The sequence below is a fragment of the Marinobacter guineae genome, from assembly GCF_002744735.1.
GTDB classification, from domain to species: Bacteria; Pseudomonadota; Gammaproteobacteria; order Pseudomonadales; family Oleiphilaceae; genus Marinobacter; species Marinobacter guineae.
Genome location: NZ_KZ319341.1, coordinates 241,012 through 252,855, shown reverse-complemented (window position 1 = coordinate 252,855; position 11,844 = coordinate 241,012). Strand labels below are relative to the sequence as shown.

Sequence of the window (11,844 nt, the reverse complement as noted above, 5' to 3'; positions counted from 1 at the left end):
ATTCATGACCGTGTCTGTTGATAAAGAAGAACTGGCGATGTTCCGTGAGTCGGTGATCAAGGCTCTGGAAATCGAGGTGAAGCCTCATTACGAAGCCTGGGAAAAGACCGGTATCGTGCCCCGGGAGCTCTGGAACACGCTCGGCAACGCCGGCATGCTGTGTGTCGACGTGCCCGAAGAGTGCGGCGGGATCGGTGCGCCCTTCCAGTTTTCCGTGGTGGTGGGTGAGGAGCTGGCCCGGATGGGGTTCGGCGCGCTGTCCACCAACGTGATGGTGCACTCGGACATCGTTGCGCCGTACCTCAGCCACCTTGCCAGCGAAGAGCAGAAGCAGCAGTGGCTGCCAAAGCTGGTCTCCGGTGAGGCGGTTGGCGCCATCGCCATGACTGAGCCGGGCGCCGGCAGTGACCTGCAGGCGATCCGCAGCAGTGCAGTGAAGGATGGCGACGGCTATATTCTGAACGGTTCCAAGACCTTTATCACCAACGGCCAGCACGCGGACATGGTGATCGTCGCCGCCAAGACTGACCCGAAAGCTGGTGCCCGGGGCATCAGCCTGTTCCTGGTAGACACGTCACTGCCGGGTTACAGCAAGGGCCGGAACCTCGACAAGATCGGCCAGCATTCCGGTGACACCTCCGAGATGTTCTTCTCGGATATGCGCATCCCGGCCTCTGCCCTGCTGGGCGAGGAAGGGCAGGGCTTCATGTATCTGATGCGTGAACTGCCCCGCGAGCGGCTGGTGATCGGTGCCCTCGGCGTCGCGGCTGCCCGTGGTTCACTGGACCTGACCATTGCCTATGCCCAGGAGCGGGAACTGTTTGGCCAGAAGCTGGCCCAACTGCAGAACACCCGTTTTGAAATTGCCCGCATGGAAACCGACTACCGGGTGAACAAGGCCTTCGTGGACCAGTGTATCGAACAGTACGACCGCGGCGAACTGGATGCCCCGACCGCCTCCATGGCCAAGTACAGCGCCACCGAAATGCAGTGTCGCGTCGCCGATGGTTGTCTGCAGCTGTTTGGTGGCTACGGTTACACCACCGAGTACCCGATTTCCCGGAACTTTATTGATGCCCGGGTGCAGCGGATTTACGGCGGCACTTCGGAAGTGATGAAAGAAATTATTGCCCGGTCTGTGCTGGGCAAAGCCTGATTGAGTGAGGAATGTTATGAGTGACAACAGCGTTGTAATTGCGGGTTCGGCCCGTACCCCAATGGGCGGCATGATGGGCTCCCTGAGCTCCGTTCGCTCCCCGGACTTGGGTGCCGCCGCCATCAAGGCCGCCATCGAACGCTCCGGCCTGCAGCCGGCGGATGTCCAGGAAGTGATCATGGGCTGCGTATTGCCCGCCGGCCTCGGCCAGGCCCCGGCGCGCCAAGCATCCCGCGCCTCGGGCATTCCGGACAGCTCCGGCTGCACCACCATCAACAAGATGTGCGGCTCCGGCATGCAGGCCGTGATCATGGCCCACGACCAGATCAAGGCCGGCACCAACAACATCATGATTGCCGGCGGCATGGAAAACATGAGCCAGGCGCCGTACCTGCTGCCCAAAGCCCGCGCCGGCATGCGCATGGGCCATGGCCAGGTGATGGACAGCATGTTCCTGGACGGGCTTGAAGACGCCTACGAAGGCGGCCTGATGGGCGTCTTCGCCCAGCGCACCGCTGATAAATACGACATCAGCCGCCAGGCGATGGATGAGTTTGCTATCGGCTCCCTGCAGAAATCCCTGGCGGCCATCGAAAACGGCTGGTTCCGTGACGAGATTGTTCCGGTAACCGTATCTGGCCGTGGCGGCGACACCGAAGTCGACACCGACGAGCAGCCGGGCAACGCCAAACCGGAGAAAATCCCGCATCTGAAACCGGCCTTCGCCAAAGACGGCTCGGTAACTGCTGCGAACTCCAGCTCCATCAGCGACGGTGCTTCCGCCCTGGTTCTGGCCTCTGCCGCCGAAGCCGACGCCCGCGGCCTGACACCCCAGGCCCGTATCGTGGCCCACGCCACCCACGCCCGCTTGCCTTCAGAGTTCACCCTTGCACCTATCGGTGCCATTGAGAAGGTTCTGAAGAAAGCCGGCTGGAGCGTGGACGATGTGGATCTGTTCGAGATCAACGAAGCCTTCGCGGTGGTTACCCTGGCGGCGATCAATGAGCTCAAGCTTCCGGCCGAGAAGGTCAACGTCCACGGTGGCGCCTGTGCCCTCGGGCATCCGATCGGCTCTTCCGGCTCGCGGATCATCGTTACCCTGATGAATGCGCTGAAACAGCGTGGGCTCAAGCGTGGGGTTGCGTCGCTCTGCATTGGCGGTGGTGAAGGTACTGCGGTGGCCATTGAGTTGATCTAATCTGGCCCGGGAGGCAGTCCCCGGTTCGGGCTGCCTCCCCGAATTCTTTATGCCTGCCTCGGCTGGAAGTTCCTGGGTTCAATCTTCAGTTTCTTCAGTCGTGAGGTGAGGGTGGTGGGTTTGATGCCCAGCAGCGCCGCCGCCCCATCATCCCCGAAGACCCGTCCCCCGCTCATTTCCAGAGCCCTTGTCAGGTTCTGTTTTTCCAGCTCCCTGAGCTCCATTTCTGTCATCAGTTCGCCGTCAAAGTGCCGGATTGGCGGCGTTTGTATTGCCGTCGGTCTGGCACCGGAATCGGGTCCGGGCAAATCCAGGTCCAGCCTGCCGTCGGCGGTAATAACCTGGCGCTCGATCACGTTTTCCAGTTCCCGTACGTTGCCGGGCCAGTGGTAGGCCTTGAGGGTTTCAACGTCGCGTTCTCTCAAAGCCAGGAGAGGGCGGTTGAACTTCTGGCAGGCGCGGATGAGGAACTCCTGGGCGAGGATGGGGATGTCCTCAAGACGCCGGCTCAGGGGAACGGATTCGATGGGGAAGACATTGAGGCGGAAGTAGAGGTCTTCCCGGAAGGTTTTTTCCTGGATCTCCGCTTTCAGGTCCCGGTTGGTGGCGGCGATGACGCGGACATCGACCGCTCTTGTGCGGTTTTCGCCGACCCGTTCAAACTGCTGGTCCTGTAAAACCCTTAACAGTTTGCCCTGCAGTTCCAGGGGGATTTCGCCCACTTCGTCCAGGAAAAGCGTGCCACCATCGGCCAGTTCAAACCGGCCGACGCGGTCGCTGACGGCGCCGGTAAAAGCGCCCTTGATGTGGCCGAAGAACTCGCTCTCGAACAGGTCCTTCGGGATCGCTGCGCAGTTCACCCGGATCAGCGGCCGGTCGCGGCGGGTGCTGGACTGGTGGATGGCTCGGGCGATCAGTTCCTTGCCGGTGCCGGATTCCCCGGTGACCAGCACGTTGGCGTCGGTGGGTGCGACCATGCCGATCCGGCGCACAATGGCTTTTATGGCTTCGCTCTGGCCGAAGATTTCGTGGAAGTGGTACTCGGCGCTGAGCTCTTCCTGCAGGTAGGCGTTTTCCATTTCCAGGCGGTGTTTGAGGCTTTCCACTTCTTCCAGTGCCTTTTGCAGTTCCTTCTGGGCCTGCAGCCGCGGTGAAATATCCCGGAACACCACCACAGCACCGACCGGATGGCCATTGTCCAGGATGGGAGTGCTGGTGTATTCCACCGGGAATCCGGTGCCGTCCTTGCGCCAGAACCAGTCTTCGCCCACCCGTTTGACGCTGGCATCCCGAAAGGCGGCGTAAATGGGGCACTCTTTCAGGGGGTAGAGGCTGCCATCCTCGTGGGAATGGTGCACTACCCGGTGAATCACCCGGCCCATTAGCTCATCGATTCGCCAGCCCAGCATGCGCTCCGCCGCCGGGTTGGCGAAGGTGGTGCGGCCCTCGGCATCCACGCCATAAATGCCTTCCCCGACGGCGTGGAGGATCAACTGGTTTTCCCGCTCCATATCCTTGAACAGTTCCTCGACCCGCCGCCACTCCAGCAATCCGCCCCGGTGGTAGTGGTTGGCATCGTGCCGTTCCCGAAGGGTTCGCAACTGGCGCCGATCCCGAAGCAGCAGCAACACCTTCTGGGATTCTTCCTCGCCGACCCGGGAGGAGGAAATTTCCAGTTCCACAGTATGACCGGCCCGGTGTTTGAATATGAAATCCCGACTCCAGCCGTGGCTCCTGAACAGGGTTTCTTCGGTGAAGGCGATCAGTTGCGGGCGTTGGTCGGTGAACAGGTGGGTGCAGGGGGTGCCTGCCAGGGATTTTCGGTCTGTGCCGATCATGCGGCCCATGGCGCTGTTGGCGGCGACGATCAGATCCTGGCCGGCATCCACCAGAAGAGCGGCTTCGGGTAAATGGTCAATCCAATTGGTGGTGGCTGTGGGGGCGAGGATGGTCTCGGGGCTCATGGGTCTGTCCTGTGTTATCCGGTAAAAAACATAACAAACCCTGTGCCAACTACGAATAATCGTGGTGCCCACTACGAAAAATCGTTAACTACGAAATCCCGTAGTTGCTGTCAGCCCCGCCTTGTTATTTAAAAGGTATTAAAAACAGTGAATTAAAAAAATTTCAGCAGTTGGCACAAACCCTGCGATAGCTCTCTCAGAACACGTAACCGGCCCGGCCACTTTTCAGCTGCCAGGCCCCGGCCGTACCTTTGCCGCACCGCAAGAGTGCAAAAACAGTCCGAGAGTAGGGAGAGTGACCCATGACCACGAAAAGCCTTGGTAATCCGTTTGACGGTGACCAGTCTCTGATTCACGCAAAAACCTGCGGTTGTCCGGAGTGTAAACCCGGACAGGAAATGCCGTCTGTGTCTCTCAACTTGCAGCAATCGCTGAGCCACGACGTCTCGGTATCTGATGGCGGGATGGATTCCGAGGCCATGATGGACCGGGCGATCGAGAGTGCCGTGGTCCGGTCGGTGTTCGGCCACAACGATCACAGCCGCCGGAGCTTCATGAAGATGATGGGGGCAGGTACTGCGGCCGCCATGTTGGGCAGTGTCTTCCCCATGGACAAGGCCAAGGCGGCGGTGAAGGAATCTCTTGGCAAGCTGGAGAAAACCAAACTGAACGTGGGGTTTGTGCCCATTACCTGCGCCACACCGATCATTATGGCGCATCCCATGGGTTTCTATGAGCGCTACGGTCTGGATGTGACGGTCACCAAAACCGCCGGTTGGGCCGTGGCCCGTGACAAATCCCTGGCCGGTGAATACGACGCTTCCCACATGCTCACCCCCATGCCCCTGGCCATGAGCATGGGCGCTGGCTCAACGCCGGAACCCTACATTATGCCGGCGGTTGAGAATATCAACGGCCAGGCCATCGTTCTGCACGTTGATCACAAGGACAAGCGGGATCCGAAGCAGTGGAAGGGCTTCAAGTTCGGGGTTCCGTTCGAGTATTCCATGCATAACTTTCTACTGCGCTACTACCTGGCCGAGAATGGCATCGACCCGGACAAGGACGTGCAGATCCGTGTGGTACCGCCACCCGAGATGGTCGCCAACCTGCGCGCTGGCAACCTGGACGGCTACCTGTCGCCGGATCCGTTCAATCAGCGTGCGGTGTGGGAAAAGGTGGGCTTCATCCACCTACTCACCAAGGACATCTGGGAAGGCCATCCGTGCTGCGCCTTTGCCTGCAGCCAGAAGTTCGCCACCGAGAACCCGAATACCTATGGCGCTCTGTTACGCGCCATCATCGACGCGACCCAGTACTCGAACAATCCTGATAACCGTAAGGAAATCTCCGAAGCCATTGCACCCAAGAACTACCTGAACCAGCCGGTACCGGTGATCCAGCAGGTGCTGACCGGCTACTACGCCGACGGCCTTGGCGAGGTGCAGAACGTGCCGGACCGCATCGATTTCGATCCGTTCCCCTGGCACTCCATGGGTGTCTGGATTCTGACCCAGATGAAGCGCTGGGGCTATATCGAAGGCGATGTGGATTACAAGGGAATTGCGGAGCAGGTCTATCTGGCGGGTGAGACCGGCAAGATCATGGAAGAGCTGGGCTACACGGCGCCAGACAAGACCTACAAGCCCCACACCATCATGGGCAAGACCTTTGATTCGGATCGTGCGGAAGAGTACACCCGCAGCTTCGCCATCGGGAGGGTGTAACCATGGCTTCCCTGAACGTTCGGGCAGCGCTGCTGTCGGTGTCGTTCCTGATTCTGGCCCTGGGGCTCTGGGAAATGGCGACCCAGCCCCCGGAAGCCCAGACCGGAATGACCGAATACGAAATGTTGATGGGCGGTGCCGATCAGGAATCCCGGGTACCGCCGCCCTCTGCGGTGCTAAAGCTGGCCTGGGCCGAATTGTCCAACCCGTTCTATGACGCCGGCGCCAACGACAAGGGCATTGGCATCCAGTTGGGGTATTCGGTTTACCGGGTGCTGACCGGCTACCTTGCGGCCATGGCCATCGCCTTGCCCGTCGGCTTCCTGATCGGCATGTCGCCGCTGATGTACAAGGCCCTGAACCCCTACATCCAGGTGTTGAGGCCCATCTCGCCCCTGGCCTGGATGCCACTGGCCCTGTTCATTATCCAGGACTCGGATGCCTCGGCGATCTTCGTGATCTTTATCTGCTCGATATGGCCCATGTTGCTCAACACCGCCTTTGGTGTGGCCAATGTGAGGCAGGACTGGGTCAACGTGGCCCGTACCCACGAACTCGGCCCGCTGCGCACCGCCATTACGGTGATCCTGCCAGCCGCCGCACCCACCATCCTGACCGGCATGCGCATTTCGATCGGCATCGCCTGGCTGGTCATCGTGGCTGCGGAGATGCTCGTGGGCGGTACCGGCATCGGCTACTACGTGTGGAACGAGTGGAACAATCTGGATCTGGCCAGTGTGATCTTCTCCATCCTGATGATCGGGGTGGTGGGTATGCTGTTGGACCTGGCGCTGGGCAAGGCCCAGAAGCTGGTGGAGTACAAAGAGTGAGCGGTCCGGCACCGGTAAGCGGTGCCGGCCTCAACCCTCCGAATGGAGACCTGTTATGAGTAAATCATTCCTGGAAGTAGATGGCTTGTTCAAAATCTACCCGGATGGCCAGGGCGGCGAGCTGACCGTCTTCGAGGATATCCGATTTGCCCTGGAGAAGGGCGAGTTCGTCTGCATCATCGGCCACTCCGGTTGCGGTAAATCCACCATCCTGAACGTGCTGGCCGGTCTGGACGAAGCCAGCGCCGGCAACGTGGTGATGAATGGCAAGGAAATAAAAGGCCCCGGCCTTGAGCGCGGGGTAGTGTTCCAGAACTACAGCCTGCTGCCCTGGAAAACCACGCTGAACAACATCGTCTTCGCCGTGCGCGCCCGTTGGCCCGAGTGGTCCAAGGAAAAGGTGAAGGAGCACAGTGAACGCTACCTGAAGATGGTGGGTCTGGACCATGCCCTCAACCGTAAGCCGTCCCAGCTATCTGGCGGCATGCGCCAGCGGGTGAGTATCGCCCGGGCCTTTGCCACCCAGCCGGAACTCCTGCTGCTGGACGAACCCTTTGGTGCGCTGGATGCCCTGACTCGGGGTGTGATTCAGGACGAGCTGGTCAAGATCTGGGAAGAAACCCGCCAGACCGTGTTCATGATCACCCATGATGTGGACGAAGCCATTCTGCTCTCCGACCGCATCTTCCTGATGTCCAATGGCCCCAACGCCCGCATCGCTGAAAGCGTGAAAGTGGACATCCCGCATCCACGGGCCCGGGCCACCATTTTCCAGAACCCGGCTTACCACAAGACCCGGGACTATCTGGTGGACTTCCTGGTGAATCGAAGCGGCTCGGCGCTGCCGGAAAAAGACGGCACCCCGAAGATCGTCGAGCCCGCGAAGGGCGTTGCCCAGTCCACGCCAGCGTCTTTCGATTCTGAAACCGAATCCGAATCCGACACCGCCGCCCGTGCGGTGAATGCCTGACGTTAAAACCCAAGAGAGGAAACAGCCATGATGAACAAAGAACTGATGACCGCCAAAATCCTGGAAGCCAAAGTGTCCAAGGGCATGACCTGGGAAGCCATCGCCGAAACCATCGGTATGTCCCCGGTGTTCACCACTTCAGCGGCCCTGGGCATGAACAGCCTCACCGAAGACAAGGCCTTTGCCCTTTGCGAAGTCCTCGACCTCGACAAGCCCGTAGCGGAAGCCCTTCAGGTCTGCCCCAAGAAAGCATGGGACGGCGCCGTTCCCCAGGATCCGCTGATTTACCGTTTGTACGAAGTGGTGGGTGTGTACGGCGATACCATGAAGGAACTGATCCATGAAAAGTTCGGTGACGGCATCATGAGTGCCATCGATTTCACCATGGACATCGAGAAGGAAGAGAATTCGAAGGGCGACCGTGTTGTGATTACCATGAACGGCAAGTTCCTGCCTTATAAGGCCTGGTAACTTTTCGAGTCTGGGTCCACTGCCCTGGGGATTTGGGGGCTGGTCCCGGGGTGGAGTACCTTTTCTTCTGGGAAAAACAACTCGCTGCGCTCAGACATTTTTTCCCGACAGAAAAGGTACTCCACCCCGTGACCGTCACACAGTGGCGGGTTTACAGAGGTCAGGCAATCCGTGAACGAATAGCCGCTGAACCTTCCAAAGCAACTTCCGCAACCGTGTGGAGTTTCTCCAGCTGCGACTGCAACATGGCGATCGGCCGTGTGCCCTCCAGAGTCAGAGCGATATCGAGATGTTCCCCGGCGCTTTCGACGGCCATTCTTGCAATCCTGAACCCGCGAATGCGAACTACCTGACAAAGGCGCTCCAGGGCGGCGGCTTCCTGTGACATTCGGCAGTTGAGGGTATAACTGGGCGTTGAGATATCCGCTTTCGGGTTCATGCTACGTGCTCCTTGTTTGCAGGGCTGGTGCGTCGGGTTTCGTCGATCATTTCGCGGTTGCTGGCTCCGGGTTTGACGATGGGCCAGACATTTTCTTCACGGCTGATGGCTACGTGCAGCAGCATTGGGCCATTGAACGCCAGGATGGTTTCGATGCCCCGGCGGATCTGGTCGGTGCGTTCGATGTGCAGGGCCGGGATATCGAAGGCCCGGGCCATGGCGACAAAGTCCGGATTGTCGTCCAGGTTTATCTGGCTTTCCCGGTTGTTGTAGAACAGTTCCTGCTGCTGGCGGACCATGCCCAGGCACTGGTTGTCCATTACGATGAGTTTTACCGGCAGGTTGTAGCGGCGGATGGTGGCCAGTTCCTGGGCGTTCATCATGAATGACCCGTCGCCGGTGACGTTGATAACGGTGCCGTTGCGGTCTGCGAACTGGGCGCCAATGGCAGCAGGCAGGCCGAAGCCCATGGTGCCGAGGCCGCCACTGGTGAGGTGGTGACGTGGGTGGTCGAACTCGTAGTGCTGGGCCACCCACATCTGGTGCTGGCCGACGTCGCAGGCGATCACGGTGTCGTCCGGGGCGATCCGTGAGAGCTGGCGGATGAAGGCGGGGCCGGTGATCGGGGCCATCGGATCGTCGTTATCAGCTGCTTGGAAGCCGCCTGTGGTGTGCCAGGTTCGGCACTGTTTCTGCCAGTCGCTGATGGCCAGTGGCTTGTCCTTTAATGCTCCGGTCAAAGCCTCAAGGGTTTCATTCAGATCCCCGCGGATGGCCAGGTCGGCCGGGCGCAGTTTGTTGATTTCGGCAGCGTCGGCGTCGATGTGAATCATCTTCGCGTTCGGGGCGAACCCGGCCAGATTGCCAGTGGCGCGGTCGTCCAGGCGGGCACCGATGACCAGTAGCAGGTCGCATTCGTCCACGGCCTTGTTGGCGGCCCGGGAGCCGTGCATGCCCAGCATGCCGAGGTTGTATGGACTGTGTTTGCCCGGGTTCCCGATGCCTTTAAGGGTGACAACTGCAGGCAGGGCGGAGGTTTCGGCAAACGTCCGAAAGCTGTCCTCGGCGTGGCCCAAGCTGATGCCGCCGCCACTGTAAAGCAGAGGCTTTCGGGCGGCGCGAAGCATGGCCAGCGCTTCAGCCAGGTCCGGACAGCCGGTGTGCTGTGGTTCAGGCTTCGGGAAAGGCGTATCTGCAACGTCGGTCAGCAGCAGGTCTTTGGGTATGTCTATCCACACCGGTCCCGGTCGACCGCTCTGGGCCAGTTCGATAGCCTCTTCCATGATGGCCGGCAGGCTGTCCGCATCGCCAATCAGGTAACTGTGTTTGACGATACCGAGGGTCATGCCCAGCACGTCGGTTTCCTGGAACGCATCGGTGCCGATCAGCCCGGAGGGCACCTGGCCGGTGATGACCAGCATGGGGATGGAATCCCGGTGGGCATTGGCCACGCCGGTGATCAGGTTGGTGGCGCCGGGGCCGGAGGTGGCAATGCACACCCCCAGCTTGCCGCTGGCCCGGGCATAGCCGTCGGCGGCCAGGGCGCAGCCCTGTTCATGGCGGCACAGCACGTGCTCCACGCCCACATCGTCCACCAGCGCGTCGTAGAGCGGCATGATGCAGCCGCCCGGATACCCGAAAACCGTGCTGATGTTGTGGCGGTGGAACGCTTCAAGAATGTGCTGTGCGCCGTTCATGGTCGTTTTTCCTTTTTTCTTTGCCGCAAAAAAGAAACCCCCGGGACCTTTCGGTGCCGGGGGTTTCTGGTGTCTTGTCAGGTTTGTCGCTATCTCACCCGCTTGTCCACACAGAAGCCCCCGGACGGTACCACGACCACCAGGACAAGCTTCACAAGGACAATCACTGCGTTGAGATTCATAAAATCGACAGTCTGCTCTGAATTCATTAAAAGATTCTGTGTAGAATCTACCCCATGTTTTTAGCCGGATGCAACGGTTAATCGTCGGTTTTTTCTCTCAGCCTTACGAAAGGATTCACACATTCCATGACGAAAGCTAAATGGGGTTCCCTCGGTCTGTCACTTCTGATTGTGATCGCACTGGTAATCTGGATGGTTACCGGCGAGGTGAAGGTGGCCAGTGATGAGGCTCCGGAACGCCAGGATTCCGGCGATGGCCAGCTGACAAGCGTGCAGGTGGAAATCCTGTCTGCCAGGCAGCATGAACCGGGCCTGATGCTTCAGGGTCAGCTGGAACCGTGGAATTCAGTGATGCTGAGTGCCCAGGTTTCCGGCCGGGTGGAATCCCTGGCTGTGGGTCTAGGCGAGCAGGTCAAGGAAGGGCAGAAGCTTCTCACGATTTCCGATGAAGGTCGCAGTTCCGCGGTTCTTCGCTGGCAGTCCAGGGTGCGCAAACTGGAAGCCGACCTGGCTGCTGCGCGCCGGCTGAGGGCCGACAATCTTGCCGCTCAGTCTGAAGTGCTGGCCCTTGAAAGTGAGCTTGCCGCCGCCAATGCGGAACTGACCAGTGCCCGGCAGGCGGTCAGTCATCTCACCCCAGAGGCGCCTTTCGACGGGGTCATCAACAGCAAATCCGTGGAGACCGGGGATCTGGTGCAGGTGGGCGCACCGATGTTCCAGTTGGTGAGCGTAGACCGTCTTAAGGCGACCGCGCAGATTCCGCAGCAGTCGGTGACCAATGTGGCACCCGGTCAGGCCGTTCGTGTGGATCTGCTGGACGGCAGCCGGCTCTCCGGCGTTGTTACCTTTGTCGCAAGTGCGGCCTCCCCGGAAACCCGCAGCTTTGCAGTAGAAATTGCCGTGGAGAATCCGGACCGCCGGCGCGTGGCCGGTGGCAGCGCCAGCCTGCGAGTAGCGCTGCCTGAGGTGAAGGCAATGTTTATCTCTCCGGCTTACCTTTCGCTGGGGGATGATGGCCGCCCGGGGGTGAAGTACGTGGATGACCAGAACCGGGTGGTGTTCGGCGAAGTGACATTGCTGAGCGTTTCCACCGATGGGGCCTGGGTATCCGGGTTGCCGGATGAAATCCGTCTCATCACCCGGGGTGGCGGTTTCGTAAGTACCGGAGAGAAAGTGATGCCGGTCGACGCCTCTGAAGACAGGGGCTAGG

The 11,844-nt window shown here is 60.0% G+C and carries 10 protein-coding genes; 7 read left to right on the top strand and 3 right to left on the bottom strand.

Annotation, left to right across the window (positions count from 1 at the left end; genetic code table 11):
* The first annotated feature begins 4 nt into the window (after positions 1-4).
* Together CLH62_RS15425 and CLH62_RS15420 are read left to right on the top strand one after the other, a co-directional pair.
* Positions 5-1,156 (top strand): acyl-CoA dehydrogenase family protein, encoded by a 1,152-nt coding sequence (locus CLH62_RS15425; protein ID WP_099619083.1) that lies wholly within the window; start codon positions 5-7, stop codon positions 1,154-1,156.
* Between the two features lie 16 nt (positions 1,157-1,172).
* Entirely contained in the window at positions 1,173-2,354 is a 1,182-nt protein-coding gene (locus tag CLH62_RS15420; RefSeq protein ID WP_099619082.1) for a thiolase family protein, read from the top strand.
* 47 nt (positions 2,355-2,401) lie between these two features.
* Here CLH62_RS15420 and CLH62_RS15415 read toward each other — a convergent pair whose 3' ends face one another.
* Positions 2,402-4,318, bottom strand: a complete 1,917-nt coding sequence (locus tag CLH62_RS15415) for a sigma 54-interacting transcriptional regulator (RefSeq protein ID WP_099619081.1) — start codon at positions 4,316-4,318, stop codon at positions 2,402-2,404.
* Between the two features lie 302 nt (positions 4,319-4,620).
* On the opposite strand from CLH62_RS15415, the gene CLH62_RS15410 reads away from it, so the two are divergent.
* From CLH62_RS15410 to cynS, 4 genes are read left to right on the top strand one after another with little or no spacing between them, the layout of a single operon-like run.
* Positions 4,621-6,045 carry an ABC transporter substrate-binding protein gene (locus CLH62_RS15410; protein ID WP_099619080.1) on the top strand — a complete coding sequence of 475 codons (1,425 nt, stop codon included), beginning with the start codon at positions 4,621-4,623 and terminating at the stop codon, positions 6,043-6,045.
* 2 nt (positions 6,046-6,047) lie between these two features.
* Positions 6,048-6,875: a nitrate ABC transporter permease gene (gene ntrB, locus CLH62_RS15405; protein WP_099619079.1), complete on the top strand. Its 828-nt coding sequence runs from the start codon at positions 6,048-6,050 to the stop codon at positions 6,873-6,875.
* A gap of 55 nt (positions 6,876-6,930) precedes the next feature.
* Positions 6,931-7,845, top strand: coding sequence for an ABC transporter ATP-binding protein (locus CLH62_RS15400; RefSeq protein ID WP_099619078.1), 915 nt, complete (start codon positions 6,931-6,933; stop codon positions 7,843-7,845).
* A gap of 27 nt (positions 7,846-7,872) precedes the next feature.
* Positions 7,873-8,316, top strand: a complete 444-nt coding sequence (gene cynS, locus CLH62_RS15395; RefSeq protein ID WP_099619077.1) for a cyanase — start codon at positions 7,873-7,875, stop codon at positions 8,314-8,316.
* Between the two features lie 160 nt (positions 8,317-8,476).
* On the opposite strand, the gene CLH62_RS15390 is transcribed toward cynS, so the two are convergent.
* On the bottom strand, positions 8,477-8,755 hold the full coding sequence (locus CLH62_RS15390; protein WP_099619076.1) for an ACT domain-containing protein: 279 nt from the start codon (positions 8,753-8,755) through the stop codon (positions 8,477-8,479).
* Positions 8,752-10,452 carry an acetolactate synthase 2 catalytic subunit gene (gene ilvG, locus CLH62_RS15385; RefSeq protein WP_099619075.1) on the bottom strand — a complete coding sequence of 567 codons (1,701 nt, stop codon included), beginning with the start codon at positions 10,450-10,452 and terminating at the stop codon, positions 8,752-8,754. Before ilvG ends, CLH62_RS15390 begins: the two co-directional genes overlap by 4 nt.
* A gap of 308 nt (positions 10,453-10,760) precedes the next feature.
* On the opposite strand from ilvG, the gene CLH62_RS15380 reads away from it, so the two are divergent.
* Positions 10,761-11,843, top strand: a complete 1,083-nt coding sequence (locus CLH62_RS15380) for an efflux RND transporter periplasmic adaptor subunit (protein ID WP_099619074.1) — start codon at positions 10,761-10,763, stop codon at positions 11,841-11,843.
* Position 11,844: the final 1 nt, after the last annotated feature.

Coding starts and splice junctions, on each gene's coding strand:
- CLH62_RS15400 (WP_099619078.1), top strand. CDS start 6,931: ATGAGTAAATCATTCCTGGAAGTAGATGGCTTGTTCAAAATCTACCCG.
- CLH62_RS15415 (WP_099619081.1), bottom strand. CDS start 4,318: ATGAGCCCCGAGACCATCCTCGCCCCCACAGCCACCACCAATTGGATT.
- CLH62_RS15420 (WP_099619082.1), top strand. CDS start 1,173: ATGAGTGACAACAGCGTTGTAATTGCGGGTTCGGCCCGTACCCCAATG.
- CLH62_RS15425 (WP_099619083.1), top strand. CDS start 5: ATGACCGTGTCTGTTGATAAAGAAGAACTGGCGATGTTCCGTGAGTCG.
- CLH62_RS15390 (WP_099619076.1), bottom strand. CDS start 8,755: ATGAACCCGAAAGCGGATATCTCAACGCCCAGTTATACCCTCAACTGC.
- CLH62_RS15380 (WP_099619074.1), top strand. CDS start 10,761: ATGACGAAAGCTAAATGGGGTTCCCTCGGTCTGTCACTTCTGATTGTG.
- cynS (WP_099619077.1), top strand. CDS start 7,873: ATGATGAACAAAGAACTGATGACCGCCAAAATCCTGGAAGCCAAAGTG.
- ntrB (WP_099619079.1), top strand. CDS start 6,048: ATGGCTTCCCTGAACGTTCGGGCAGCGCTGCTGTCGGTGTCGTTCCTG.
- ilvG (WP_099619075.1), bottom strand. CDS start 10,452: ATGAACGGCGCACAGCACATTCTTGAAGCGTTCCACCGCCACAACATC.
- CLH62_RS15410 (WP_099619080.1), top strand. CDS start 4,621: ATGACCACGAAAAGCCTTGGTAATCCGTTTGACGGTGACCAGTCTCTG.